26 protein-coding genes, 2 tRNA genes and 1 pseudogene are annotated in these 25,936 nt (G+C 63.5%); 11 read left to right on the top strand and 18 right to left on the bottom strand.

All coding sequences use genetic code 11. The annotated features are described in order from the left end of the window. Nucleotides 1-2: 2 nt before the first annotated feature. Complete coding sequence (locus AAFN55_RS10220; protein WP_347798736.1) at nucleotides 3-587, bottom strand: nitroreductase; 585 nt, start codon at nucleotides 585-587, stop codon at nucleotides 3-5. 124 nt (nucleotides 588-711) lie between these two features. Here AAFN55_RS10220 and AAFN55_RS10215 point away from each other — a divergent pair, with 124 nt between their 5' ends. Then, nucleotides 712-1,686 carry a hypothetical protein gene (locus AAFN55_RS10215; RefSeq protein WP_347798735.1) on the top strand — a complete coding sequence of 325 codons (975 nt, stop codon included), beginning with the start codon at nucleotides 712-714 and terminating at the stop codon, nucleotides 1,684-1,686. A 58-nt stretch (nucleotides 1,687-1,744) separates the two neighbouring features. Here the strand turns inward: AAFN55_RS10215 and thrS are convergent, their stop codons facing one another. From thrS to AAFN55_RS10195, 4 genes are all read right to left on the bottom strand, one after another. Beyond that, on the bottom strand, nucleotides 1,745-3,727 hold the full coding sequence (thrS, locus tag AAFN55_RS10210) for a threonine--tRNA ligase (protein WP_347798734.1): 1,983 nt from the start codon (nucleotides 3,725-3,727) through the stop codon (nucleotides 1,745-1,747). 103 nt (nucleotides 3,728-3,830) lie between these two features. After that, entirely contained in the window at nucleotides 3,831-4,184 is a 354-nt protein-coding gene (yidD, locus tag AAFN55_RS10205) for a membrane protein insertion efficiency factor YidD (protein ID WP_347798733.1), read from the bottom strand. Between the two features lie 42 nt (nucleotides 4,185-4,226). Further along, on the bottom strand, nucleotides 4,227-4,529 hold the full coding sequence (locus AAFN55_RS10200) for a nucleotidyltransferase domain-containing protein (RefSeq protein WP_347798732.1): 303 nt from the start codon (nucleotides 4,527-4,529) through the stop codon (nucleotides 4,227-4,229). After that, nucleotides 4,526-4,972, bottom strand: a complete 447-nt coding sequence (locus AAFN55_RS10195) for an iron-sulfur cluster assembly scaffold protein (protein WP_347798731.1) — start codon at nucleotides 4,970-4,972, stop codon at nucleotides 4,526-4,528. The genes AAFN55_RS10200 and AAFN55_RS10195 overlap by 4 nt, the downstream gene beginning before the upstream one ends. 233 nt (nucleotides 4,973-5,205) lie before the next feature. Here AAFN55_RS10195 and folE point away from each other — a divergent pair, with 233 nt between their 5' ends. From folE to AAFN55_RS10180, 3 genes are all read left to right on the top strand, one after another. Then, a complete protein-coding gene (folE, locus tag AAFN55_RS10190; RefSeq protein WP_347798730.1) occupies nucleotides 5,206-5,904 on the top strand; it encodes a GTP cyclohydrolase I FolE in 699 nt (232 codons plus the stop codon). A 36-nt stretch (nucleotides 5,905-5,940) separates the two neighbouring features. Beyond that, on the top strand, nucleotides 5,941-6,390 hold the full coding sequence (gene hisI / locus AAFN55_RS10185; RefSeq protein WP_347798729.1) for a phosphoribosyl-AMP cyclohydrolase: 450 nt from the start codon (nucleotides 5,941-5,943) through the stop codon (nucleotides 6,388-6,390). A 79-nt stretch (nucleotides 6,391-6,469) separates the two neighbouring features. After that, nucleotides 6,470-7,426, top strand: coding sequence for a patatin family protein (locus AAFN55_RS10180; protein ID WP_347798728.1), 957 nt, complete (start codon nucleotides 6,470-6,472; stop codon nucleotides 7,424-7,426). A gap of 9 nt (nucleotides 7,427-7,435) precedes the next feature. Here AAFN55_RS10180 and AAFN55_RS10175 read toward each other — a convergent pair whose 3' ends face one another. The 7 genes from AAFN55_RS10175 to AAFN55_RS10145 all read right to left on the bottom strand — a co-directional run bounded on the left by AAFN55_RS10175 (nucleotide 7,436) and on the right by AAFN55_RS10145 (nucleotide 13,976). Next, the gene (locus AAFN55_RS10175; RefSeq protein ID WP_347798727.1) at nucleotides 7,436-7,693 is read right to left on the bottom strand and encodes a BrnA antitoxin family protein; all 258 of its coding nucleotides are present in this window, start codon (nucleotides 7,691-7,693) and stop codon (nucleotides 7,436-7,438) included. Continuing rightward, nucleotides 7,671-7,877, bottom strand: coding sequence for a BrnT family toxin (locus AAFN55_RS10170; protein ID WP_347798726.1), 207 nt, complete (start codon nucleotides 7,875-7,877; stop codon nucleotides 7,671-7,673). The genes AAFN55_RS10175 and AAFN55_RS10170 overlap by 23 nt, the downstream gene beginning before the upstream one ends. A 142-nt stretch (nucleotides 7,878-8,019) precedes the next feature. Continuing rightward, the gene (gene recJ / locus AAFN55_RS10165) at nucleotides 8,020-9,801 is read right to left on the bottom strand and encodes a single-stranded-DNA-specific exonuclease RecJ (RefSeq protein WP_347798725.1); all 1,782 of its coding nucleotides are present in this window, start codon (nucleotides 9,799-9,801) and stop codon (nucleotides 8,020-8,022) included. A 58-nt stretch (nucleotides 9,802-9,859) separates the two neighbouring features. Continuing rightward, complete coding sequence (glpX, locus tag AAFN55_RS10160; protein ID WP_347798724.1) at nucleotides 9,860-10,837, bottom strand: class II fructose-bisphosphatase; 978 nt, start codon at nucleotides 10,835-10,837, stop codon at nucleotides 9,860-9,862. 142 nt (nucleotides 10,838-10,979) lie between these two features. Continuing rightward, the gene (locus AAFN55_RS10155) at nucleotides 10,980-12,293 is read right to left on the bottom strand and encodes a homoserine dehydrogenase (protein ID WP_347798723.1); all 1,314 of its coding nucleotides are present in this window, start codon (nucleotides 12,291-12,293) and stop codon (nucleotides 10,980-10,982) included. 38 nt (nucleotides 12,294-12,331) lie between these two features. Next, on the bottom strand, nucleotides 12,332-13,549 hold the full coding sequence (locus AAFN55_RS10150) for an LL-diaminopimelate aminotransferase (RefSeq protein WP_347798722.1): 1,218 nt from the start codon (nucleotides 13,547-13,549) through the stop codon (nucleotides 12,332-12,334). An 85-nt stretch (nucleotides 13,550-13,634) separates the two neighbouring features. Beyond that, nucleotides 13,635-13,976, bottom strand: a complete 342-nt coding sequence (locus AAFN55_RS10145; RefSeq protein ID WP_347798721.1) for a hypothetical protein — start codon at nucleotides 13,974-13,976, stop codon at nucleotides 13,635-13,637. Between the two features lie 196 nt (nucleotides 13,977-14,172). On the opposite strand from AAFN55_RS10145, the gene phaC reads away from it, so the two are divergent. From phaC to AAFN55_RS10130, 3 genes are all read left to right on the top strand, one after another. Beyond that, complete coding sequence (gene phaC / locus AAFN55_RS10140) at nucleotides 14,173-16,005, top strand: class I poly(R)-hydroxyalkanoic acid synthase (protein WP_347798720.1); 1,833 nt, start codon at nucleotides 14,173-14,175, stop codon at nucleotides 16,003-16,005. A gap of 268 nt (nucleotides 16,006-16,273) precedes the next feature. Further along, on the top strand, nucleotides 16,274-17,578 hold the full coding sequence (locus AAFN55_RS10135) for a YcbK family protein (RefSeq protein WP_347798719.1): 1,305 nt from the start codon (nucleotides 16,274-16,276) through the stop codon (nucleotides 17,576-17,578). 92 nt (nucleotides 17,579-17,670) lie between these two features. After that, nucleotides 17,671-17,745, top strand: a tRNA-Glu gene (locus AAFN55_RS10130). Between the two features lie 81 nt (nucleotides 17,746-17,826). On the opposite strand, the gene AAFN55_RS10125 is transcribed toward AAFN55_RS10130, so the two are convergent. Together AAFN55_RS10125 and AAFN55_RS10120 are read right to left on the bottom strand one after the other, a co-directional pair. After that, nucleotides 17,827-18,204, bottom strand: coding sequence for a DUF305 domain-containing protein (locus tag AAFN55_RS10125; RefSeq protein ID WP_347798718.1), 378 nt, complete (start codon nucleotides 18,202-18,204; stop codon nucleotides 17,827-17,829). A gap of 89 nt (nucleotides 18,205-18,293) precedes the next feature. Continuing rightward, the gene (locus AAFN55_RS10120) at nucleotides 18,294-18,494 is read right to left on the bottom strand and encodes a hypothetical protein (protein ID WP_347798717.1); all 201 of its coding nucleotides are present in this window, start codon (nucleotides 18,492-18,494) and stop codon (nucleotides 18,294-18,296) included. 270 nt (nucleotides 18,495-18,764) lie between these two features. On the opposite strand from AAFN55_RS10120, the gene AAFN55_RS10115 reads away from it, so the two are divergent. The 4 genes from AAFN55_RS10115 (at nucleotide 18,765) to radC (ending at nucleotide 23,103) form a co-directional block, all read left to right on the top strand. Further along, nucleotides 18,765-20,213 (top strand): aldehyde dehydrogenase family protein, encoded by a 1,449-nt coding sequence (locus AAFN55_RS10115; RefSeq protein WP_347798716.1) that lies wholly within the window; start codon nucleotides 18,765-18,767, stop codon nucleotides 20,211-20,213. A gap of 109 nt (nucleotides 20,214-20,322) precedes the next feature. Continuing rightward, on the top strand, nucleotides 20,323-21,378 hold the full coding sequence (locus AAFN55_RS10110) for a hydratase (RefSeq protein WP_347798715.1): 1,056 nt from the start codon (nucleotides 20,323-20,325) through the stop codon (nucleotides 21,376-21,378). Nucleotides 21,379-21,439: 61 nt separating this feature from the next. Further along, nucleotides 21,440-22,267, top strand: coding sequence for a type I methionyl aminopeptidase (map, locus tag AAFN55_RS10105; protein ID WP_347798714.1), 828 nt, complete (start codon nucleotides 21,440-21,442; stop codon nucleotides 22,265-22,267). Between the two features lie 44 nt (nucleotides 22,268-22,311). Then, nucleotides 22,312-23,103, top strand: a complete 792-nt coding sequence (gene radC / locus AAFN55_RS10100) for a DNA repair protein RadC (RefSeq protein WP_347798713.1) — start codon at nucleotides 22,312-22,314, stop codon at nucleotides 23,101-23,103. 16 nt (nucleotides 23,104-23,119) lie between these two features. On the opposite strand, the gene AAFN55_RS10095 is transcribed toward radC, so the two are convergent. The 4 genes and pseudogenes from AAFN55_RS10095 to AAFN55_RS10080 form a co-directional block, all read right to left on the bottom strand. Then, nucleotides 23,120-23,746: an NAD(P)H-binding protein gene (locus AAFN55_RS10095; RefSeq protein WP_347798712.1), complete on the bottom strand. Its 627-nt coding sequence runs from the start codon at nucleotides 23,744-23,746 to the stop codon at nucleotides 23,120-23,122. A gap of 171 nt (nucleotides 23,747-23,917) precedes the next feature. Continuing rightward, nucleotides 23,918-25,411 carry a trigger factor gene (tig, locus tag AAFN55_RS10090; protein WP_347798711.1) on the bottom strand — a complete coding sequence of 498 codons (1,494 nt, stop codon included), beginning with the start codon at nucleotides 25,409-25,411 and terminating at the stop codon, nucleotides 23,918-23,920. A gap of 216 nt (nucleotides 25,412-25,627) precedes the next feature. Next, nucleotides 25,628-25,712, bottom strand: a tRNA-Leu gene (locus tag AAFN55_RS10085). A 100-nt stretch (nucleotides 25,713-25,812) separates the two neighbouring features. Then, nucleotides 25,813-25,935, bottom strand: a pseudogene (locus AAFN55_RS10080) (VapC toxin family PIN domain ribonuclease); the annotation flags it as partial. Between the last annotated feature and the right edge of the window lies 1 nt (nucleotide 25,936).

Below are 25,936 nucleotides of genomic sequence, written 5' to 3'. Positions count from 1 at the left end.
TCCTAATCCTTCCAGGGGCCGGAATAGTCGGCGTAGAGTTTCGACACGTCCGGACGCGGACGCTCCGGCGCTTCACCATGATAGGTACCGATGTGGACAAAACCCACGACGCGCTCGCCGGGAGCGAGGCCGAGGATGCGTCTGCCGTCCGCGTCGTCGGAGTACCAATTGGTGATCCAGTTGCTGCCATATCCCATCGCGTTGGCCGCGTTGACGAGGTTCATCGCCACCGCGCCGCCCGACAGGAACATCTCCCATTGCGGGATTTTCGGGTTTTCGCGCGGAACGGACACGACGCCGATTACCAGAGGCGCTCGTGAGAACCGCGCCAGTTCCTGCTGGCGGCGGCCTTCGGTCAACGGCCCTTCCCGTTCTTCCGCGCGCGCCGCGAGCAGTTCACCAACGCGCGCCCGCGCATCGCCGCGATAGAGGACGAAACGCCAGGGTTCGAGCCGCCCATGGTCGGGCACGCGAGACGCAGCCGTCAGCAGGGTTTCGATCTCGGCATCGGACGGTGCCGGCTCCTTCAGATCGGGAATCGGCGCGGATTTCCGCGCGAGCAGAAAATCGAGAACTGGAGAGGTCACGGGCAAGCTCCTGGCAGCGGGTGGACTGGGTACCGACGCGAGCCGGATGCCTCGATCTGCGCCAGCGGTGCGCGGCGCAATTTGCGCCTTGAAATTGCCACCGCATTGGGCTCCAAAGCAAGGCATGACAGGGGATGTTTCCAGACTGTTCACACGAACGGCATTGGCCTTGGTTGCGGCATTCGCAATCTCTACCGCGTCGGCTCAGGAGCCGGAGGTGGATACCGGCGTCATGGACGGCCTGTCCCTTCCCGGCCTCTCGAATTACGCGCCACCGACGACGCAAGGCCCGCTGGCGCGCACCGGCGACGGCGAAGTCAGGCTTTCCGCCAGCATGACCGAGGACGGACCGGAGATCACGCGCGGCCTCGTCTGGCGCGTCTTCCGGCCGGAAGCCGATTCCGACGGCAGGCTGCCGCTGGTTGCATCGTCGCAGGGCGGCACGGGCATCTTCATGCTCGAACCCGGCAGCTATCTCGTCCACGCATCCTTCGGCCGTGCTGGAGCGACCAAACGCATCACGGTCGCGGACAGCTTCAAGACGGAATCGGTCGTGCTCGACGCAGGCGGCCTGAAGCTCGATGCGGTCCTGTCCGGAGACGTGCGCATTCCGCCCTCCAAGCTCAGCTTCGCGATCTACGAGGCGCAGGCGGACGCAAATGGCGACCGTGCGCTGATCATTCCCGACGTCAACCCGAACGCGGTCGTGCGGTTGAACTCCGGCACGTATCATGTGGTTTCGACCTACGGCAAAGTGAACGCGGTGATCCGGTCCGACATCCATGTCGAGGCCGGCAAGCTGACCGAAGCGACCATCGAACACAAAGCCGCGGAACTGACGATGAAGCTGGTCCGCGAACATGGCGGCGAGGCGATCGCGGATACGTCCTGGTCGATCCTGACGGATTCCGGCGACATCGTGCGCGAAAGCGTCGGCGCATTCGCCTCGATGGTTTTGGCCGAGGGTGACTACGCCATCGTCGCCAAGAACCGCGACCGTATCTACCAGCGCGATTTCAGGGTCGAGGCCGGGCGCAACCAGGACGTGGAAGTGCTCGCCAACGAAACCGTTCCGATAGACGCCGACGCGGTCGACTGACCCGTCATACGCGATGTGAAAAAGGCGCGGAGCTCATGCCCCGCGCCTTTTCGTTCGATCAGGCCGCTTCGGCTTCGGCGCGCTGGCGCTTCACGTCCGGCGGGGTCGCCTCTTCCGACAGCGCGGCGATGGCTGACACCAGCGACATGGATTCCTGGTCGCGCGAGCCAAGGCGCCTCACATTGACGCTGCCCTCTTCCGCCTCGCGACGGCCACAGACGAGGATGACCGGCACCTTGGCCAGCGAGTGTTCGCGGACCTTGTAGTTGATCTTCTCGTTGCGGATATCGGCTTCGGCAACCAGGCCGGCAGCCTTCAGCTTCTTCACGACAGCCTGTGCGTAATCGTCGGCATCCGACGTGATCGTCGCCACCACGACCTGCACCGGCGCGAGCCAGAGCGGGAAATGGCCTGCAAAATTCTCGATCAGGATGCCAAGGAAGCGCTCCATCGATCCGCAGATCGCGCGGTGGATCATCACCGGCTGCTTCTTCTCCGAATCCGGGCCGATATAGAACGCACCGAAGCGCTCGGGCAGGTTGAAGTCGACCTGTGTCGTGCCGCACTGCCATTCACGGCCGATCGCGTCGCGCAGCGTATACTCGAACTTCGGACCGTAGAACGCGCCCTCGCCCGGCAGGATGCCGGTCTTGATGCGATTGCCCGATTGCCGCTCGATCTGCTTCAGCACGTCCATCATGACGGACTCGGCGCGATCCCACAGTTCGTCCGAGCCGACGCGCTTTTCGGGTCGCGTCGAGAGCTTCACGACGATCTCGTGGAAGCCGAAATCCTCGTAGACCGACAGGATGAGGTCGTTGATCTTGAGGCATTCGGCGGCCATCTGCTCGTCGGTGCAGAAGATGTGCGCATCGTCCTGCGTGAAGCCGCGAACGCGCATCAGCCCATGCAGCGCGCCCGAGGGCTCGTAGCGATGGACCGTACCGAATTCGGCAAGCCGGATCGGCAGTTCGCGGTAGGACTTCAGGCCATGCTTGAAGATCTGGACGTGCCCCGGACAGTTCATCGGCTTGAGTGCGAAGACACGCTTGTCCTCGGCTTCGTCGCCAGCCGACTGAACCGCGAACATGTTCTCCTTGTACCAGCCCCAATGACCCGACGTTTCCCAAAGCGAGTGATCGAGCACCTGCGGCGCGTTGACCTCCTCATAGTCGACGTCGAGGCGGCGGCGCATGTAGGAAACGAGGTTCTGGAACATCCGCCAGCCCTTCGAATGCCAGAACACGACGCCCGGCCCCTCCTCCTGGAAGTGGAACAGGTTCATCTCGCGGCCAAGACGGCGATGGTCGCGCTTCTCGGCCTCTTCCAGGACGTGCAGATAGTGGTCGAGCGCGGCCTGCTCGGCAAAGGCGGTGCCGTAGATGCGCGTGAGCATCGGATTGTTCGAATCGCCACGCCAATAGGCGCCCGCGACCTTCATCAGCTTGAACGCGTTGCCGATCTGGCCCGTCGAGGCCATGTGCGGGCCCCGGCAAAGATCGAACCAGTCGCCCTGATAGTAGATCTTGAGGTCCTGGCCCTCGGGAATCGCATCGATGAGCTGGACCTTGTAGGCCTCGCCCTTGTCGCGAAAGACCTGTTTCGCACGCTCGCGGTCCCATACTTCCATGGTGAAGGGGCGGTTGCGCGCGATGATCTCGCGCATCTTCTTCTCGATAACCGGCAGGTCCTCGGGCGTGAAGGGCTCGTTGCGGGCGAAGTCGTAATAGAAGCCGTTCTCGATCACGGGACCGATCGTAACCTGCGTGCCCGGCCACAATTCCTGCACGGCCTCGGCGAGGACGTGCGCCGTGTCGTGACGGATGAGCTCCAGCGCGCGCGGATCGTCTCGCGTCACGATCTCGACCTTGCCGGAATCGCCCAGCGGGGCGGACAGATCACGCACGGTGCCGTCGATCGCATAAGCGACCGATTTCTTGGCGAGCGACTTCGAAATCGACTCGGCAAGCTGCAAACCGGTCATCGCCGCATCGTACTCGCGGACGGAACCATTGGGGAATGTAAGGGAAACGGAAGCCATGGTCTTCTCCTATCCAGTCCTGCAAACGAGCGCAGGTGGGAATGCCGGATGCGTCCGGCGCGCGACGGGGTTCTAGATCGACTTTGAGGTCGCGTAAACCCGGTCAGCCGCCAATAGCGTTGTCGCGCGGTTTGGCGGAAATGGACCAGTAGCGCCACGGGAGATACCAGACATAGCGCTCCCCTAGCGTCTCGGGGACGAGATCGATGCCATGCGTGCCGCCCGGTCCGCAGCGCGCAAGGCGAAACAATCCCATCCAGCCGCCGGGCCACAAGCCATGGCGGGCGATCGCTTCGTAAGCGTACTCTGAACAGGTCGGGAAATGGCGGCAGCCGTTTCCCACGAACCCGGAAAGTGTGAGCTGGTAGAGCCGCACGAAGGCGGTCCCGAATACGCGACCCGGCGTCTTGCGCCAGCGGCCGGAGAAGTTGCGACTATAGGTTTTCGGGGATGTCACGAATTGCCACCGTCGCTGCATCCGTGAGGCGCGGCACCCCGCTCATAGTGACTTCAGGTCGGGCGCGGCAGTTGACGCCGCATGTGGCTTGAGCCCGGTGAACACTTCGACCGAACAAACGAGAACACCGGACAGCTCGTCTTCAAGTTCGAAGATATCAGGATATGTCATGGGGCCGATACGCTCTACCAGGATATCGACATCACTCCCCTCGACATCCTCTCCCCGCGCCACCGACCCGAACACGCGCGGGTTCGATACTGGATACCGAGCGATGATCGCGAGGACCTCGTCGCGATGTCGCGCCAGCGCTTCAGACGGTCGCATGGCCTTTCCCCGTTTCATGCCGCCTCGGCGGCGCGTTTGGCTTCGATCTGGCCGATCGCATCGACCACTGCATCGAATGTCAGCATCGTCGAGGCATGACGCGCCTTGTAGTCACGCACCGGCTCCAGATATCTCAGGTCTTCGAAGCGGCCTTCCGGCGGGGCGCCGTTTTCCTTCAACATCTTGAGCATGGTGTCGCGGACCGCGCGAAGCTCGGCGGCGGATGCGCCCACGACATGCCGGGCCATTATCGATGACGAAGCCTGCCCCAGCGCGCAGGCCTTCACGTCATGGGCGAAATCGGTCACGATATCGCCGTCCATCTTCAGATCGATCGTCACGGTCGACCCGCAAAGCTTCGAATGCGCCGTCGCGGTCGCATCCGGCTGATCGAGACGGCCAATGCGGGCGATATTTCCGGCAAAGCCCAAAATTTTCGCATTGTAGACGTCATTGATCACAGCGTTCCAACTCCTGCTTCAAGAAGATGTCAGCATGCCAAGACCGTGTCTTCCCATAGCCATGCCCCGACATATATAATGCGTGGAACACATCGGCGACAAGGCGAGCATGTCGCACGTCCTCGCCGATGTATAGACAGGCCGCTTCCGATCCGCCAAAACCGGCGCTCGCCAAGGGCTGTTGTCCGTTCAACTCGTCCCTCCTTGGAGTGGGACTACGGGAGACACCCTTCATGGATGCCGTTGTCAAAACCTTTTCGCCGCGCGCCGATAACAGCCAGAGCGGCTCCGCCCAGCCGGCCGTGCCATCGACGCGTCCGCCGCTTCCGAATTACATGGACAAGCCGGTAACCGACCGCCCCTCGCAGGAGGAGGTCGAAGCTGCCGTGCTGACGCTGCTTCGCTGGACGGGCGACAATCCGGAACGCGAGGGCCTGCTCGACACGCCGAAGCGCGTGGCTAAGGCCTATCGCGAGATGTTCCAGGGCTATGATATGTGCCCGGCAGACGAACTTGGCCGAACCTTCGAGGAAGTCGAAGGCTATGACGACATCGTCCTGGTCAAGGATATCCAGTTCCACTCGCATTGCGAGCACCACATGGTGCCGATCATCGGCAGGGCGCATGTCGCCTATCTGCCGGATGGAAAGGTGGTCGGCCTGTCGAAGATCGCGCGGACCGTCGACATCTTCGCCCACCGCCTGCAGACGCAGGAGGCGATGACCGCCCAGATTGCGGGCGTGATCCAGGATGTGCTAAATCCGCGCGGCGTCGCCGTGATGATAGAGGCCGAGCATATGTGCATGGCCATGCGCGGCATTCGCAAGCAGGGCTCCACCACGTTGACCACGACGTTCACCGGCGCTTTCAAGGATCAGCCGGAAGAACAGGTGCGGTTCATGATGATGCTCAGAAGCGGTCCAATGGCCTGACAGGCCGGTGCGACCTGAAACGACAAGGTCGCAGACATGGAATTTAGCCTCCCCTCCAAAGACAAGGCCGTGCTGGAAGAAGGCGCGGCCTTCACGCCGCGTTTCGACGGTAACGGCCTCGTCACCGCCGTGGTGACCGATGCACGCGACGGCGAACTGCTGATGGTCGCCCACATGAACGCGCAGGCGCTCGCCCTGACTGTTGAGACCGGCGTGGCGCACTATTGGTCCCGTTCTCGGGAAAGCCTCTGGAAAAAGGGCGAAACGTCGGGAAACCTCCAACAGGTGGTAGAGCTGCGTACCGACTGTGATCAGGATGCGGTCTGGCTGAAAGTGGAAGTGGCCGGACATGACGCGACCTGCCACACTGGCCGCCGATCCTGCTTCTACAGGACCGTAATAGCGGATGACGGACATGCGAGGCTGGTCGGGGACGGCAGCGAAGCAAGGTTTGACCCGAAGACGATCTATTCCGGCAAGGCGTAGCGGATGCGCCTGAGGTGGAATGTTTATGATTTCGATACGACCCACGCCGCATAGTCGGTGGGGGACAGGGAGTAGTGTGATGCTCGAATGGGCGTCTTTGCGCGGCAGGCATGAAGAGGGCAATGGCGGAGATCTTCCGTCGGGGCCGGATCTGCCGCAGGCAAAGCCAGTGAAGAAATCCGGTATCTCGCTCGCGCTCGGTGGCGGTGCCGCGCGTGGCTGGGCCCATATCGGCGTGCTGCGTGCGCTGGATGAGGCAGGCATCGAGATCGACATGATCGCGGGAACCTCGATCGGCGCACTGGTCGGCGGCTGCTACCTCGCGGGCAAGCTCGACGAGTTGGAGGAATTCGCGCGCTCGCTCACCAAGCGGCGCATGTTCGGCCTGCTTGACCTTCATTTGGGCGGCAATGGTCTCTTCGGCGGCATGAAGCTCACTGCGCGCATGCAGGAGCACCTTGCCGGCGTCACCTTTGCAGATTTGTCGAAGCCATTCGTGTGCGTCGCCACCGAGATCCGAACCGGTCATGAAATATGGCTGTCGAGCGGCTCGCTGATCAAGGCCATGCGCGCATCCTATGCGCTTCCCGGCGTCTTCGAGCCCGTAACCTGCAACAAGCGGGTTCTGGTCGATGGAGCTCTGGTCAATCCGGTTCCCGTGTCGGTCTGCCGCGCGCACGAGCAGCCGCTCGTCGTGGCGGTCAACCTGCACTACGATCTGTTCGGTCGCGCAGCGGTCATCAAGCACAGCGCCGACGACGTCGAGGACGGTCCTCTCGTGGTCGATCGCGGCTCGAACGACCGCAACGCGCGCATCGGCATCACCGGCGTGATGGTCGAGGCCTTCAACATCATCCAGGATCGCATTTCGCGCGCCCGCATGGCCGGCGACCCACCGGACATGTCGCTGCTGCCCAAGCTCGGGCATATCGGCCTGACGGAATTCCACCGCGCGGACGAGGCCATCCGGCTCGGCTACGAGGTCACGCGCGCGCAGTTGGGCGAGTTGGAGCGGTTGCAGACGGTTCTGGGGTAGCCGTCAGCCTTATACGGCGCGTTCCAGTATCTCGCGAATAAATCGCTGATACGGGATGCCTCGCGCCTCTGCACGCTGCTTGATCTTGGTGAGCAGTCCCGCGGACATACGAAGATTGACCTGCTCGGACTTCCTCTCAAATTCAAACTGCATCGGCTTGAACTGCGAGAAATGATATTCCGACAGGTCTGCTTCGGCGACGAATTTCTCTGCCTCCTCATCCGTTTCAAAACGAGGAAATGGCTTAAGTTTCTCGTGTGCGGTCATAAGTCCTGACCTCTTTCTCATGCATATAGCGGGCGCTGATCGGCCGCATCAAAAGCGATTCACCACTTTCACGCAGGCAAAACACGATAAACACATGGCGCCCGGAACCATTTCTGCCAACGGCATTGAAGCGAACTTCCCGCGAGCCGCTACGGTCGGGCAGTATCAGCGGCTGCTGGTCCAAGACAAACTCTATGTCCTGCCTATCGACTCCATGCTTGCCGCATTCGGCCAATTGCCTTCATCCCAGTGGAATCCACTGATCTTCATGCTGCCCCCACACCCGAAAGAATGTAGGCATTCTGCTATACAAATGCAAACTCGGCTTAAGCCAACGCCGCATCCGTGATCCTGAACTGCACCGACTTCATGCCATTCCAGGTGTTGGCCGACAGATTGCCGGCCACATGGATCAGCCTTCCGCGATTGGCGAACAGGAAGTTCCCAAGATCGGAATCCACGGCGCGGAAGGCCATTGCCTGAATGCGCGCGCCGGTCTGTGAGCGCAGTTCCGCACGGATGTGATTTGTCCCCACCTGGCGTGCGTCGGCGAGCGTGTGGCGAGGCAGGGCAAGCATCGGCGCCGGATGGCCGGAGCCGAACGGTCCGGCACTTTCCAGGGATTCCAGCAGATCGAAGGTCGCGCCGTCGGCGGAGAGCGCGGCGTCGATGTCGATCGTTTCCTCGTGGCGCAGACGGGAGACTTCGTCAGCCGCCCATTCCTCGAAAAATGCCCGTAAGGCTCCAAGTTTCGGGCGCTCGACCGTGATGCCCGCAGCCATGGCGTGGCCGCCACCCTTGACCAGAAGCCCGCGCTCGACGGCCGTGCGGACCATGCGTCCGAGATCGAAACCCGCGATCGAACGGCCGGACCCGGAGCCCAAGCCATTCGCGTTGAATGCGATCGCGAAAGCGGGCCGGCGCGCATGTTCCTTAAGCCGAGCCGCGAGCAGCCCCACGACGCCCTGATGCCAGCTATCGCTCGCCGTGACCACGATCGCCGGGCCATGGCCTGACGCGAGCTCGATGTCGGCTTCGGTGCGCGCTTCCGCCAGCATGGCCTGCTCGAGCCCCTGCCGCTCCTGGTTCAGACGGTCCAGCGTCTCGGCGATCTGTTGCGCTTCGACAGGGTCGTCGGTGGCAAGCAACCGGCTGCCGAGTGCTGCGTCGCCGATGCGTCCACCGGCATTGATGCGCGGGCCCAGGATGAACGACAGGTGGAATGCAGCCAGCGGCTCGCCGATGCGGGCGACACGCGCAAGCGCCGACAGCCCGACATTGCCGAGACGGCGCATGGCAATGAGCCCCTTCACCACGAAGGCGCGATTGACGCCGGTCAGGGGAACGACGTCGCACACGGTGCCGAGCGCGACCAGATCGAGCCATCCGAGCAGGTCCGGCGCCTTTTCGGCATGACCGCGCTCGCGCAGTACGCTCACCGTGCGCACCAGCGTGACGAAGACCACGCCGGCCGCGCAGAGATGCCCCTGCCCCGACAGGTCGTCCTCGCGGTTCGGATTGACGATGGCGACGGCGTCAGGAAGCGCCCCGCCCACCTGATGGTGGTCGAGCACGACGACCTCCGCCCCCGCCTCATTCGCGGCATCGACGGAGGCAGCACTGTTGGTGCCGCAATCGACCGTAACGATGAGCCGCGCCCCGCGCCCGACGAGCTCACGCATGGCGTCCGGGTTCGGGCCGTAGCCTTCGAAGATGCGGTCGGGAATGTAGATTTCGGATTCGACGCCGTAATGGTCGAAAAACCGTCTCATCAAGGCCGAGGACGTCGCGCCATCGACATCGTAATCGCCGAAGATCGCGACACGCTCGCGCCGCATCACGGCATCGGCGATGCGGCCGGCTGCGGCATCCATGTCGGTCAGGGATCGCGGATCGGGCAACAGGTCGCGGATCGTCGGATCGAGAAAGCCCGGCGCGTCGTCCTGCGTGACGCCGCGCCCGGCAAGCACGCGTGCGACGATATCCGGCACGCCGTGGCTCTGCGCGATGGCGAGCGCCACGTTCTCCTGCCGCTGGTCGAGCCGATGCGCCCAGGCAAGCCCGGTCGCCGACTTCCGCACGTCGAGAAAATATCGCCTGTCGTTCATCACCACTCCCGCTCAAGCGCGGACGGTAGGATAAAGCGGCGCGGATTCCAAAGGCCGCTCAGAACTTGTCCAGATCCTGATGGCGCGCCTTGATCTCGCGCACCGTGCCCGAGGACGAGCGCATGACGATCGTGTGGGTCTGGATCGAATCGCGGCCGAACTTGACGCCGGCGAGCAGGTTTCCATCGGTCACGCCGGTCGCAGCGAAGAGGACGTCGCCGCGCGCCATTTCATCCATCCTGTAGACCTTGTTCGGGTCCGAGATGCCCATCTTGGCCGCCCGCGCCACCTTGTCTTCGCTGTTGAGCTGAAGCCGTCCCTGCATCTGGCCACCGATGCAGCGCAATGCCGCAGCCGCAAGAACGCCTTCCGGCGCGCCACCCGTGCCGAGATAGATATCGATGCCGGTCTCGTCCGGATCGGTCGTGTGGATGACACCCGCCACGTCACCGTCACCGATCAGGCGGATCGCCGCACCGGTCGCGCGCACGGCCTCGATCAGGCGGGCATGGCGTGGTCGGTCGAGAATGCAGGCCGTGATCTCGCTGACCGGCACGCCTTTCGCCTTGGCGAGGTTCTCGATGTTCTCGATGGCCGGCGCGTCGATGTCGACCACGCCTTGCGCATAGCCGGGTCCGATGGCGATCTTGTCCATGTAGACGTCCGGCGCGTAGAGCAGGCTGCCCTTTTCGGCGATCGCAATGACGGCCAGCGAATTCGGCAGGTTCTTGGCACAGATCGTGGTGCCTTCCAGCGGATCAAGCGCGATGTCCACGCCGGGACCGTCACCGGTGCCCACTTCCTCGCCGATGTAGAGCATCGGCGCCTCGTCGCGCTCGCCCTCGCCGATGACGACCGTGCCGGCGATCGGCAGGCGGTTGAGTTCCGAGCGCATCGCATCGACCGCAACCTGATCGGCTGCCATCTCGTCGCCACGTCCGCGCAATCTCGCAGCAGCGACGGCGGCGCGCTCGGTGACGCGCACCAGTTCGAGGGTCAGAATACGGTCGAGACCGGACGAAGCGGTTTTGGCCATCGTGTTAATCCTGCGTGAGATTCAAGCGTTTGCCCGAGGTGACGGGAAGCTGGGCTGACCCGTTCTGTCAAAGTGGAATGCCGCCCGCAAGGGCGATTTCACACCGCTTAGAACATCAATCGATTGAATGTGGATGACAGTCTCAGGCGGCCCGCTCGATGCGGATCACCTGCGGCTTGTCGACCAGATGGCCGTCCTTGGTGATTCCATCGACGGCCTTGCGCACCGCAGCCTCCGTCGTCTCGTGCGTGACCAGGATCACGGTCTTCTGCGCAGCCGTGTCGGTCCCATCGGAATGCTGGACGATGGATTCGAGCGAGATATCGCTGTCGGCCATGCGTTTTGCGATCGCGGCAAACACGCCGATGCGGTCATGCACAGTCAGGCGGATGAAGTAACCGCCCGCATGGCTGCGCATGCGCGCCTTTTTGTAGGGCGAAAGCTCCTTGACCGGCCGCCCGAAGACCGGGCCATGCTGGAAGCCGGGACGCGACTTGGCGATATCGGCCACGTCGCCGACAACCGCCGACGCCGTGGCGTTGCCGCCTGCACCGGGCCCGGACAGCAGGAGTTCGCCCAGAATGTCGGTCTCGACTGCGACCGCGTTCGTGACGCCATGGACCTGCGCGATGACGGAGGCGGTCGGAACCATGGTCGGATGCACGCGCTGCTCGATGCCGGTCTCGGTCCGCACGGCGACGCCGAGCAGCTTGATCCGATAGCCGAGTTCGCTCGCCGCGCGTATGTCGGCCTGCGTGATGTTCGAGATGCCTTCGAGATAGATATCGTCAGCGGCGATCTTCGAGCCGAAGGCGAGGCTCGTCAGGATCGCCAGCTTGTGCGCCGTGTCCTGCCCCTCGATGTCGAATGTCGGGTCGGCTTCGGCGTAGCCGAGGCGCTGCGCGTCCTTCAGGCACTCCTCGAACGAGATGCCCTCGGCTTCCATGCGCGTCAGGATGTAGTTGCAGGTGCCGTTGAGGATGCCGAAGACGCGGGTGACCGTGTTGCCGGCCATCGCCTCGCGCATCGTCTTGATGATCGGGATACCGCCCGCGACCGCAGCCTCGTAGTTGAGAAGCACGCCCTTCTTCTCGGCGAGGCCCGCAAGTTCGAGGCCGTGCTTGGCAAGCAGCGCCTTGTTGGCGGTGACAACATGATGGCCGGCCTCGAGCGCCGCCTTGACGGAACTGCGTGCCGCTCCCTCGTCTCCGCCGATAAGCTCCACGAAGACGTCGATGCCGTCCCATTTGGCGAGTTCGATCGGATCGTCGAACCACTGCGCGCCGGACACGTCCACGCCGCGATCGCGGCTTTTGTCGCGCGCGGAGACGCCTGCAACGACGATGGTTCGGCCGCACTGGCGGGTAAGTTCGGCTGCCTTGTCAGACAGAACCCGCGCCACCGACGCACCAACCGTGCCGAGACCGGCAATTCCAACACGCAAAGCTTCGCTCATGCCCCCGGCATCCCTCAAACTGGTATTTCAGAAACAGTTCAGCGCCGCGCGCTGATCGATACGACGTTGTCCGGCGTTTCGCCGGCGGTGGACAGGAAGCGCTTGATGGAGCGCGCGGCCTGCCGGATGCGGTGTTCGTTCTCGACCAGCGCGATGCGGACGAAATCGTCGCCATGCTCCCCGAATCCGATGCCGGGCGCGACCGCGACGTCGGCCTTCTCGACCAGCAGCTTGGAGAATTCGAGGGATCCGAGATGCCGGAACGCTTCCGGGATCGGCGCCCAGGCAAACATCGTCGCGGCGGGCGCCGGGATCGGCCAGCCGGCACGCGCGAACGCGTCCACCATCACATCGCGGCGGCGATGGTAGATCGAACGCACTTCCTCGATCTCCGAACCGTCGCTGTTGAGCGCGGCGGTGGCGGCAACCTGAATGGGAGTGAACGCGCCGTAGTCGAGATACGACTTCACACGTGTCAGCGCTGCGATCAGGCGTTCGTTGCCGACCGCGAAGCCCATGCGCCAGCCGGGCATGGAGAAGGTTTTGGACATGGAGGTGAACTCGACCGCCACGTCCATCGCGCCGGGGACCTGCAGGATCGAGGGCGGCGGCGCGCCGTCGAAATAAATCTCCGCATAAGCGAGATCGGACAGGATGATGATGTCGTGCTTGCGCGCGAAGGCGACGACGTCCTTGTAGAAGTCGAGCGTCGCGACATAGGCCGTCGGGTTCGACGGGTAGTTCATGATCAGCGCGAGTGGCTTGGGGATCGAGTGCTTCATCGCGCGCTCCAGCGCCGGGATGAAGCCCGCGTCGGGCTCGACCTGCATGGAGCGGATGACGCCGCCCGACATGATGAAGCCGAATGCGTGGATCGGATAGGTCGGGTTCGGACACAGGATCACGTCGCCCGGCGCGGTGATGGCCTGCGCCATGTTGGCGAAGCCTTCCTTGGAGCCCAGCGTCGCGACGATCTGGCGCTCGGCGTCGAGCTTCACGCCGAAGCGGCGCGCGTAATAGTTGGCCTGCGCGCGGCGCAAGCCGGGAATGCCACGCGACGACGAATAGCGATGGGTGCGCGGGTCGCGCACTGTATCGACCAGCTTGTCGACGATGGCCTTGGGCGTTGGAAGATCGGGATTGCCCATGCCGAGATCGATGATGTCGGCGCCATTGGCGCGCGCGGAGGCCTTCAGCCGGTTGACCTGCTCGAAGACGTAGGGCGGAAGCCGGCGGACCTTGTGAAACTCTTCCATTGCGTTTCCCTTGCGCGCGCCCCGCTGCCTGCGGGGTCAATACGGTCGCGGCCTATACACCCAAACGTCGAACCGGTCGATAGAGTCACTCGTTCTCGATCTCGGCGAGCGCAGCATTTCCGTGGCTTTGAGCGATGCGACGAAGCTCGGAACTCGTGTCGGGCACGCGCGTTGCGGCGGACGCGCCCGCCTGCGCACGTCTGGCGCGCAATTCGGCAGTGTCGGCAGCCTTCTTCGCGTCACTGATCTGCTCGCGAGCGGGCTGGGGCGGGACGTTGAGGTTGGGATATTCGCCGGGTGTCGCGAAGACCGCCTGCTGGGCACCTGCGTTTGGCGGCGATGCCGTCGAACAGCCGGCAACGACTGCCGCAAGCATGGCCCCTGCGACAAACTTCACCATATGAGCGGAGATGCGCGGCATTGTCATTCTTCCATCTTCTCGCGCCCATATAGAGCGTGGCTGGACGTTTGGTCCCATGGTAATGTGTCAAGAAAACGCATTAGAGCATCGGAGACCAAAGGGGAATTCGGTTTAATCACCGATCCGATGCAAGGAACAGACTGGAGCGCATTTGCAACGCGCTCGACCGGATACGGCGCACGAAGGAGGACGGACGCACAGCATGGCCAAGGTCGACGATTCGAACAGCAGCCATACGCAGGGACCGGCGTCCGTGGAGCAATATCTGGTGAAGGACCCGGAGCGCTTCGCGGTCAACCTCGCGCGCGTCATCGAGGAGGCCGGCAAGGCCGCCGCCGCGTGGGCCGGCCCGCGCGAAAAGGGCGAGGTGCGCGACACGATGGCCGAACCGGTCACCGACATGGTCAAGACCTTCTCGAAGCTCACCGAATACTGGCTGTCGGACCCGTCGCGGGCGCTCGAAGCGCAGACGCGGCTGTTCTCCGGCTACATGAATGTGTGGACGAACGCCATGCAGCGCATGGGCGACGCCGAGATCGAGGACGCGGTCCAACCCGAGAAGGGCGACAAGCGCTTCCAGGACCCGGAATGGGCGAAAAACGCGTTCTTCGACTTCCTGAAGCAGACCTATCTCGTCACGTCGAAATGGGCCGGCGACCTCGTGGAGCACGCCGACGGCCTCGACGAACACACGCGCCACAAGGCGCAGTTCTACGTCAAGCAGATCACGCAGGCGATCTCGCCCTCGAATTTCATTCTCACCAACCCCGAGATTTTTCGCGAAACCATATCCAGCAACGGCGAGAATCTTGTGCGCGGCATGCGCATGCTTGCCGAGGACATCACGGCCGGTGGCGGGGACCTCAAGCTGCGCCAGGCGGATTACTCGCGCTTCGAAGTCGGCCGGAACATCGCGACGACGCCCGGCAAGGTCATCGCCCGCAGCGACCTCGCGGAGATCATCCAGTATGAGCCGGCGACCGACACGGTCCTGAAGCGTCCGCTGCTGATCTGCCCGCCGTGGATCAACAAGTTCTACATCCTCGATCTCAATCCGGCGAAATCGTTCATCAAATGGGCGGTGGAGCAAGGCCACACCGTTTTCGTCATCTCATGGGTAAACCCGGACGAGCGGCACGGGCGCATGGATTGGGAGGCCTATATTCGCGAAGGACTGGGCGTCGCGCTGGACGCTATCGAGGACGCGACGGGCGAGCGCGAGGTCAACGCGATCGGCTATTGCGTCGGCGGGACATTGCTGGCCGCCGCCCTCGCCCTCATGGCGAAGGAAGGCGACGAGCGCATCCGCTCGGTCACCTTCTTCACCACGCAGGTAGACTTCACCTTCGCGGGCGACCTCAAGGTGTTCGTGGACAACGACCAGATCACCGCGCTCGAACGGTCGATGGAGGGCAAGGGCTATCTGGACGGCACGAAGATGGCGACCGCCTTCAACATGTTGCGCTCGGGCGACCTGATCTGGCCCTACGTGGTCAACAACTACATGCGCGGCAAGGATCCGATGCCGTTCGACCTGCTCTACTGGAACGCCGATTCGACCAGGATGAGTGCTGCGAACCATTCGTTCTACCTGCGCAACTGCTACCTCGAAAACAACCTGACGCGAGGCGAGATGACGCTTGGCGGCCAGAAGCTGTCGCTCGCCGACGTCACGGTCCCGGTCTACAATCTCGCCGCCCGTGAGGACCATATCGCCCCGGCGCGCTCGGTCTTTCTGGGCAGCAGCTATTTCGGCGGCGCCGTCGACTACGTGATGGCCGGCTCGGGCCACATCGCCGGCGTGGTCAACCATCCCTCGCAGAATAAGTACCAGTTCTGGAGCGGCGGCAAGCCGGAGGGCGACTTCGATACCTGGGTGGCCAAAGCTACCGAAACGGCGGGCTCCTGGTGGCCGCATTGGCAGGCCTGGATCGAGCGGCAGGACGGCACCAAAGTCGCCGCGCGAAAGCCGGGAGGCAAGCGGCTGAACGCGCTCGGCGACGCCCCCGGGGAATATGTTCGCGTCCGCGTTTGAGGCCCGCCAGGGCGTGGCGATGCCTCTTCCGTAAACGATTTGGTAAGGCGTTATCGGCAAGAGGTCCGCGCCTGATTTTGGCGGCGCGCCAAAATTGGGCAATTTCGCGGCAAAATCATGATCTTGCCTCAATTCATACTTAGCTCGGTGGTTGCGGAATGGTTCGAGATTCGGTACGTCTCGTCTCCGGGCAGGGGGAATTCGTGGTGCTGATCATTAGTCGGCACGCAACATGATTTCGTGTCCGGCTCTTGGAAGGGGTTCAACATTGAAAGTTGAGGAAACGCGCCTCGGACGCGGCCGCACGAACGCCGTGCTCGCCGCCCTCGCCTCGGTCCTCCTCGCATCATGTGCGACCTCTGGTAGTGAGCAGCCCTACGGCTTCGCCTCGATGGCGCAGGAAATCGCCGATCAGGGTACCGCCGACTTTGCCCAGCCAACCGTCAATTCCGCGACCGGCGAAAACGTCGCCCCGGCCAGCCAGTATGTGATGGAAGAAGGCGATCCCTCGCTTCCCGACGCCATCGCGTCCGCTCCATCCGGCCGACCGCTTTCGGAAGTCGAAGCCCAGACCATCGCCGCCGCGCAGATGCAGGCGCCGGATGCGCAATCGTCGCTTCAGCCGCAGTCTCTCCAGGCGCAGGCAGACGCCATTCTGGCGCAGCAGGCAGCCCAGAATCCGGCGGCACAGCCCGCTCCGCAAACCGAAGCCGTGGCGACAGCCGCAGCGCCGGACAGTGCCGCCCAGCAAGGCATGTCACCGGACATGCAGGTCGCCGCAGCCCATGCCGCCGGCCAGCCGCAGGGCGCTCCCGCCGCGGCGCAAGGCGCTCAGGCGACGCAGTTCGTCGAAAACGGCCCTGGGCCACAACAACAGGTTGCAGCCGTCGAACCGAAGAAGCGCGGCTTCCTGTCGTCGTTCTTCGGCGCATCGTCGGCGCGTGCGGCACCGGCGCCTTCGCGTCCGCTGGTGCAGCCACGCGAACAGGCACGCGGCGACGAGCCTGCAAAGCCGCTCGTCCAGCTCGCCTCGACAGGAGAGCCGACAAAGCCGCTCGTTTCCAGCGCCGCAGCCGACAGCCCTGCCCTTCCCGGCGTGCGCCAGAGCGGCCTGTTCGAAATCTCGCGCCGCTCGGGCATCGATGACGACAGCGACATCGATCTTCATGAAGGCGACGACAGCTATCAGGTCGCGTCGGCCGCGGGCCTGGCGCGTCTAGCGCCAAACGGACTGATCAAGCAGACCGAAAACGTCGATGTCGCCTGCCTCAAGCCTTCGCTCGTTCGCGTCCTCAAAACCGTCGAACAGCATTACGGCAAGAAGGCCGTCGTGACGTCCGGCTACCGGAATCCCGACCGCAACCGCAAGGCACGTGGCGCACGCAACTCGCTGCACATGTATTGCGCCGCCGCCGACGTGCAGGTCGAGGGCGTCAGCAAGTGGGAACTGGCCGAGTATGTGCGGACCATGCCCGGCCGTGGCGGCGTCGGCACCTATTGCCACACGAATTCGGTGCATATCGACGTCGGTCCCGAGCGCGACTGGAACTGGCGCTGCCGCCGCCGCAAATAGCCGCAGGCAAACGACAATTTTTTCGCATACGAGGGAAAAAGACGGGTTGCCCGCGAGCGTGATGCTCACTATAACCCACCTCGTTCTGGTCAGCGCCCTTCGTCTATCGGTTAGGACGGCACCCTTTCACGGTGCAGAGAGGGGTTCGATTCCCCTAGGGCGTACCAGAAACCCGCCGACTTTCGCAGATGCGAAAAGGCCCGCCGAAGCGGGCCGATGTCAGGTCCAGCGCAGCCGATCCGGTACCTTTATTCCTTGTTCTTTTCCAGCCAGTCCCTCAGAAATGCGATCTCGGTTTCCTGCGCGGCAATGATCTCGTTGGAGAGCTTGGTCAGTTCGGGATCACCGTCGCCGCTTTCGAGATAGGCCTTTGCCATGTCGATGGCGCTCTGATGGTGGGGAATCATCATCAGCGCGAAGTCGGCGCCGGGTTTGCCGGTCATCTCCATGTCGCCCATGGCGTCGTCCATCGCCGTCATCGCATCCATGTAGGCCTGCGATGCCGCGCTCATGTCCTGCATGGTCTCCTCGCCGTGTGCGCCGTGATTCGTCTGGGCGTGGGATACCCCTGCCGCAGAGCCGAACCCCAGCGCCATCGCAACGGCACCTGCTGCAATCCTGTTCATGTCAAACTCCTGTTCGAGAACACAAGGCGCAGGATGCCGGTTCCAGTGACTGGAAGGTCAAGCGTGCATTTTCACGACGGGAGAATCGGTCAGCGCGCGCTGCGGCGGCGACGCGTATCGAATTCGACGACGTTGTCCGTGCGCTTTTCGGTCGAAAACTCGGCCGCAAGAAATGCGTCGATAAGAATCTCGAGCGCCTGTCGCGACTTCTCGCTCAACTCGTCCTCACCGGAGATGAGGCGAAAGGCATCTTCAAGATGGCGGCGTGCCGTTGGGAAATTCGATTTCACCGTAGCCTCCTGTTTGCCCTTGCTGCCCTGTCGCTGGTTTGCCCCACCGCCCGTTTCCGTTTCGAAAACGCGATAGGATGCATTTTAGCGATCGGGCAGATAGGCTGTGGACAGGTGGACGCTTTCGCCGCCCGATGTCGGGTTTCGTGTCGTTTTCCCGCTCCACTGATCGCTGCCTGCCCCAATGTCCGTCGTTTCAGTGGCAGTCGCCGGGCTGATTTTCAGCTAGTAAGTCCCATATACGGGCTGCCAACGCTCAAGGAGACCAACATGCTGCGCAAGACCGACTTCTACATCGACGGCAAATGGACCGCCCCTGCCGCGCCCCGCGAGATCGAGGTGATCAATCCGGCGGACGAGCAGCCTTTTGCGGTGATATCGCTTGGCGCGCAGGCCGACGTCGACAAGGCGGTCGAGGCTGCACGGCGCGCATTCCCCTCCTGGTCGCCGACGAGCCGCGAAGAGCGCGTCGACGCCCTGGAGCGCGTGCTTGCCGCTTACAAGGCACGCCTTGCCGACATGGCGAAGGCGATCTCCGACGAGATGGGCGCGCCGATCAAGCTTGCGCTGGAATCGCAGGCGGCCGTGGGTGTCAGCCACATCAAGACATTCATCCGCACGCTCAAGGATTTCGAATTCGAACACGCGCTGGACGAGCGCAATCCGCAGGAGCGCATCCTGCGCGAGCCGATCGGCGTGTGCGGCCTCATCACGCCGTGGAACTGGCCGATGAACCAGGTCACCCTGAAGGTGATCCCGGCGATCGCAGCCGGATGCACGGTCGTGCTCAAGCCGTCCGAGATCGCACCGCTGTCCTCAATCGTCTTTGCCGAAATCCTCGATGCGGCGGATTTGCCGGCGGGCGTGTTCAACATGGTCAATGGCGATGGCCCCGGCGTCGGCGAAGCCATGTCCAGGCATCCCGGCATCGACATGATGTCGTTCACCGGATCCACGCGCGCCGGCATCGCGGTGACCAAGTCGTCGGCCGATACGGTGAAGCGCGTAACCCTCGAGCTCGGCGGCAAGTCGCCCAACCTCGTCTTTGCCGACAGCGACCTTGAGGCAGCGGTGGTTCGTGGGCTCGACCATTGCTTCGAGAACACCGGCCAGTCCTGCAACGCCCCCACCCGCATGCTCGTCGAGCGGCCGGTCTACGAGCGCGCGGTGGAGATCGCCGCCCGTCACACCCAGACGGTCAAGGTCGGCAATCCGGCGGACGATGGCGATCATATCGGGCCGCTGGTCTCCGAAGCGCAGTACAACAAGGTGCAGGGCCTCATCGAGGTCGCGATCAAGGAAGGCGCGCGCGTCGTCGCCGGCGGCCCCGGCCGTCCCGAAGGCTTCAATCGCGGCTACTATGTCCGCCCGACGGTGTTCGCCGATGTCGATAACGAGATGACGATCGCGCGTGAAGAGGTTTTCGGACCCGTCCTCGCCATGATCCCGTTCGACACGGAAGCCGATGCGATCGAGATCGCCAACGACACGCCCTACGGCCTGTCCAGCTACATCCAGACCGGCGATCAGGAGCGAGCGCGTCGCGTGGCGCGCCAATTGCGCTCCGGAATGGTGCAGGTGAACGGCACCGGCCGTGCGCCCGGCAGCCCGTTTGGCGGCTACAAGCAGTCCGGCTTGGGTCGCGAAGGCGGCACGTTCGGGCTGGAAGACTTCCTGGAAGTGAAATCGGTATCCGGCTGGCCCAACGGCGGCGCCTGATCCAAGCCGCAAGACAGGAACGGATCGGGACAATACCCAGCATTGTCCCGATCCAATCTGGACAAGACCCGCCTTGGCGTGGACTATCCCTCTCGAGGGGACTGCACGCATGAGCGAGATCGCACACTTCATTCTTGAAGCGCTGGACGATCGGCGACAGATCGCGCCGATCGTGGATGCGCGGCCGACATTTGGTCTCGCCGAAGCCTATGCCGCGTCCGACGCGGTCCTTGCGGCGCGCATCGCACGCGGCGAAAGGCCTGCCGGGTGGAAGATCGGCTTCACCAACCGCACCATATGGGACGAATACGATGTCCACGCTCCGATCTGGGGGCCGATGTATGATGCGACCATCCATGAATGGACATCCGTAGACGCCCCGATCCAGCTCGATGCCGACAACTTCGTCGAGCCGCGTATCGAGCCTGAGATCGTCTTTCGCCTCGCACGAACGCCGCGCGGCGACATGGACGATTCCGACCTGATCGGCTGCATCGACGCAGTCGGTCATGGCTTCGAGATCGTGCAGTCGCTGTTCCCCGGCTGGCGCTTCAAGGCCGCCGACACGGTCGCGGCCTTCGCTCTCCACGGCGCTCTCGTCCACGGCCCGATGCATTCCATCGCCTATGAAGGCAGGAGCGTCTGGGTCAGGCGGCTCGCCGATTTCCGCATCACGCTGTCGAGGGACGGCGAAGCGGTCGACACGGGCGCGTCCGAAAACGTCCTTGGAGGCCCTCTCTCCGCGCTTCGGCACTTCGTCCTGGGTATGGAACGCGCGCCGATGACGCGCGGCATCCTGCCGGGCGATCTCGTGACCACGGGAACGGTCACGCGCGCCTTTCCTGTAAAGGCGGGCGAAACATGGACGACGACGCTCGACGGGCTTCCCCTGCCCGGCATGTCCCTGCAATTCGCTGCGCCGTTCGGGCCGGAAATCGCCATCTGGATCGAGCGATGCGCCAACGCCCGGTTCCTGTTCGAGACGCCGCCGGCATCGGCGAGCGATACCGAGTATCAGGCTGCGGTCGAGTTGCGGGTCGAAGCGGAGACGGCGCTCTCCACGCTGCTGTTCCACGATCGCCCAGCGCTCGACCGGGCCCGCGCGGCGGTCGGGCGCAAGGCGACCGCGCTCGCAAATGGCTGGAGGCGCAGCAACGGGGCTTGAAGGTTGGCCGCTTCGATGCGACATGGGTGCCATATTTCGACAGACTGGAGCGGCGACTATCATGGTCACCTATCTTGATGCGGACACGGCTCCGCTTCGCAACACAGGTCAGATCAGGCTCTACGGCGCGGACGCGTTCGAGGGCATGCGCAAGGCGTGCGCATTGACCGCGCGCTGCCTGGATGAACTCGTCCCGATGGTCGAGCCCGGCATTGCCACGGACAAGATCGACCGGTTCGTGTTCGAATTCGGCATGGACCACGGCGCGATGCCCGCAACGCTCAACTATCGCGGCTACACCAAGTCCTCGTGCACCTCGATCAATCACGTCGTCTGCCACGGCATTCCGGACGCGAAGCCGTTGCGTGACGGTGACATCGTCAACATCGACGTCACCTACATTCTCGACGGATGGCATGGTGATTCCAGCCGCATGTATCCGGTCGGCCAGATCAAGCGCGCCGCCGAGCGGCTGCTCGAAGTGACGCATGAATGCCTGATGCGAGGCATCGCGGCGGTGAAGCCCGGCCTTCGCACCGGCGCGATCGGCGCGGCAATCCAGTCCTTCGCCGAGGCGGAACGCTGCTCCGTCGTGCGCGACTTCTGCGGACATGGCGTGGGCAAGCTGTTCCATGACGCGCCGAACATCCTGCACTACGGCAGCCCGAACGAAGGCGTCGAGATGCGCGAAGGCATGATCTTCACCATCGAACCCATGATCAATCTTGGCCGCCCGCATGTGAAGGTTCTGTCCGATGGCTGGACTGCCGTGACGCGCGACCGGTCGCTCTCCGCGCAATACGAGCACACCGTCGGCGTCACCGCCGACGGTTGCGAGATTTTCACGCTCTCGCCCGGCGGCCTCGACCGGCCGGGACTTGCCGCCTGAACGATCTTCCCTATCATGAGCCTGCGGCTGGTGATGGGGGATCGATGTCGGACACAGACAACGACGAGCGCGGGTTCTTTTCCGAATTCCCGATGGCGCATCAGCATCGTGTGCCTGAACGCACGGTAGCAGCGCCGGCAAAAGCCAAGGCTCCGCCAAAAGAAAAACCGCATTATCACGGACACCGCGACAGGCTGCGCGCGCGTTTTCGCGAGGGCGGCGCGGCATCCCTGTCCGATTACGAGCTTCTGGAACTGCTTCTCTTCCGCTCGATACCGCGTGCCGACACGAAAGGCCCCGCCAAGGCGCTGATCAGCCGCTTCGGCTCGTTTGCGGAAGTGCTGGGCGCGCCGGAACGGCTCCTGAGCGAGGTCGACGGCATCGGGGAAGCGGCAGCCGGCGACATCAAGGCGATCGCCGCAGCGGCGAGCCGCATGGCCAAGGGCGCGATCGCCAAGCGCGCGGTGCTCGGCTCGTGGACGCAGGTGATCGAATATTGCCGCGCAGCGATGGCGTTCGAGCCGCGCGAGCACTTTCGCGTGCTGTTCCTCGACAAGAAGAACGTGCTCATCGCCGACGAGGTGCAGCAGTCAGGCACCGTGGATCACACGCCGGTCTATCCGCGCGAGGTCATGCGACGCGCACTCGAACTGTCGGCAAGCGCGATCATTCTCGTGCACAACCACCCGTCCGGGGACCCCAACCCGTCACGCGCGGACATCGAGATGACCAAGACGATCATCGATACCGGCCGACCGCTGGGCGTGACCGTCCACGACCACATCATCGTGGGGCGCAACGGTCACGCGAGCCTCAAGGGCATGCAGTTGATCTGAAAGCGCGGCGCGCCGGTCAGTACGCGACGCTGAAATGCTGTCGGCTATGGCTTGGCGATTCCAGTTCGTCGATGACGGCCTTGGCATAGTCCTCGGCGCTGATACGGCTCTCGCCCTTGTCATCGCTCATCAGCGTCGTCGAGCCGAGGCGGTAGACGCCGGTCCGTTTGCCAGGCGCGATCACGGCTGCCGGCGACAGGAACGTCCAGTCCAGCGCGCTCGCCTTGAGCAGATCGCGAACCCCGCGCATGCCGAGCGCCTCACCGCGATAGGCGTCCGGGAGGGTTTCGGCCAGAGGCGTGCCGTCAGGCAGCGACAGGCTTCCCGCACCGCCGACGACGAACACACGCGCTCCGGTCTTACCGGCTGCCGCGACGAGCGCTTTGCCCACGCCTAAGGCTTCCGCGACGGGATCGCCGCCGGAACGCGGGCTCGTGGCACTGACGATGACGTCGGCGTCGGATGCCGCAGTGGCGATTGCATCTGAATTGTTGGCGTCGAGCGCAATCGCCTCGACGCCCGGAGCTTTCGCGACCTTGGCGGGATTGCGAGCCGCCGCTTTCACCTGATGGCCGCGCGAGACCGCTTCCGCCAGAATCCGCGAGCCGACCATTCCACTTGCACCGATGAGCAGGATTTTCATGCGAGCCTCCTTGGTTTGCCGCTCGACTCATCGCGCCGCGAGGCTCGCACGTAAAGCGGAAAGATTGCCGTGAACGTGGCCGAACCGTTCACCGAACCGCGCATCCGTCCGCCGAATGCAAAAAGGCCGCCCCGGAGGACGGCCTTTTCGAATTGATGCACTGACTGGGGACTATTCGTCGCCCTTGTCCTTGGCGGCTGCCTTCTTCTTCGGCGCGGCCTTCTTCTTGCTCTCGCCTTCCTCGGCTGCCGCGTCGTCGGCCTTGGCTTCGGTCTTTGCCTTAGCAGCCTTCTTGGCTGGCTTCTTCTCTGTGACCGCGCCCTCGTCCTCGTCTTCGGCGAGCAGCACTTCCTTGGTGACCTTCTGGTCGTCCACCGTGATCACGCCGAGCAGATGATCGACCACCTTCTCCTCGAAGAGCGGCGCACGGATATTGGCGAGCGCCGACGGGTTCTGGCGGTAGAAGTCGTAGACCTGCTGCTGCTGGCTCTGCGGCACGCGGCGGATCTGCTCGAAGAGCGAACGCTGCAACTCGTCGTCGGTGACCTGCACGCCGGCCTTCTCGCCGATATCGGCCAGAACGAGGCCAAGGCGCACGCGGCGCTCGGCGAGGCGCTGGTACTCGGCGCGCGCTTCGGTTTCCGTCGTCTCTTCGTCTTCGAAGGAGCGGCCGGCCTGGGCCAGGTCGGCGTTGACCTGCGACCAGATGTTGTTGAACTCGGCTTCGACGAGCTTGGACGGCGCTTCGAACTTGTAGGTCTCGTCGAGCGCGTCGAGCAACTGGCGCTTCGCCTTCTGGCGCGTCACGGAACCGTACTGGCTCTCGATCTGGCCACGAACGATCTCGCGCAGCTTCTCCGCGCTTTCGAGACCGAGCTGCTTGGCGACTTCGTCGTTCAGCTCCAGTTCGCCCGGCTTGGCAACGGCCTTCACCTTGATGTCGAACGCTGCTTCCTTGCCGGCGAGGTGCGCGGCTGGATATTGCTCGGGGAACGTGACGGTGATCGTCGTCTCGTCGCCTTCCTTCACGCCGACGAGCTTCTCTTCGAAGCCCGGGATGAACTGGTTGGAACCGATGACGAGATCGGCGTCTTCGGCAGCACCGCCCTCGAAGGCGACGCCGTCGATCTTGCCGAGATAGTCCATCGTGACGCGGTCGCCGTCGGCGGCCTTGCCCTTCTTGGGCTCGTAGGTGCGTGCGGAGTCGGCGACGCGCATGGCCTGCTCGTCGATCTCTTCTGCCGGCACGTCATAGACCTGACGGGTGATCTTGATAGACGACAGGTCCTTCTCCTCGATCGGAGGCAGGACTTCGTAATCGAGCGAGAATTCGAAGTCGGCATTGCCGGCCAGGATCTTCTCGGCTTCCTTCTCGTCCTCGGTCATGGTGACTTCAGGCTGCATCGCAGCCTTCTCGCCACGATCGGCGAGAACCGACTTGCTTGAATCCGACAGGATCTCGTTCACGACTTCGGCCATGAACGACTTGCCGTACATCTTGCGCATGTGCTGCATCGGCACTTTGCCGGGACGGAAGCCGTTGATCTTGACCTTGTCCTTGGCCGAAGTGAGCCGCTCCATGAGGCGGGCTTCCATGTCCTTGGCGGGAACGGTCACCTTGATCTGGCGCTTCAGGCCGGTGTTCAGCGTTTCGGTTACCTGCATCTCAAAACCCTTGTCTCATCAATGCCGCCGGTCCAGCGTCTCGCCGTCCAGCCTGCCGGAAATTCTTGCCGGGAGTGGCTCTGCTGCCGGTAAAAGGACCTGGACCTTCACGACTTTCGTCACGGGAACCTAAATCCCACCCTGCATCGATTTCACTCACCTGTTCGTTCGTGCGCCGTCTCTAGCACACATGGCAGAGCCTTGGCACGCGTCACCTGGTGCGGATGGAGGGACTCGAACCCCCACGCCTCTCGGCGCTTGGACCTAAACCAAGTGCGTCTACCAATTCCGCCACATCCGCAACTCACGCGGCCTCTAGCAGAGCCTTGGCCGCACTGTCTAGGTCTTTCGGGCACAGCCGGCTTAGCGTAGCGCGGTCCGGATGTTCTTGTGAACCATCATCACAGCGCATAGGGCACGCGGATGCCCGGCGCTTCTGACGGGAAATCCTTCGTATTGCGCGTGACGAGCAGCATCGAATGCACGTCCGCCGACGCCCAGATCACCGCATCCGGAAGCTTGACG

The organism is Mesorhizobium sp. CAU 1732 (genome assembly GCF_039888675.1).
GTDB lineage: Bacteria > Pseudomonadota > Alphaproteobacteria > Rhizobiales > Rhizobiaceae > Aerobium.
The sequence above is the reverse complement of the archived record's forward strand: the minus strand, read 5'-3'. Positions and strand labels throughout refer to the sequence as shown.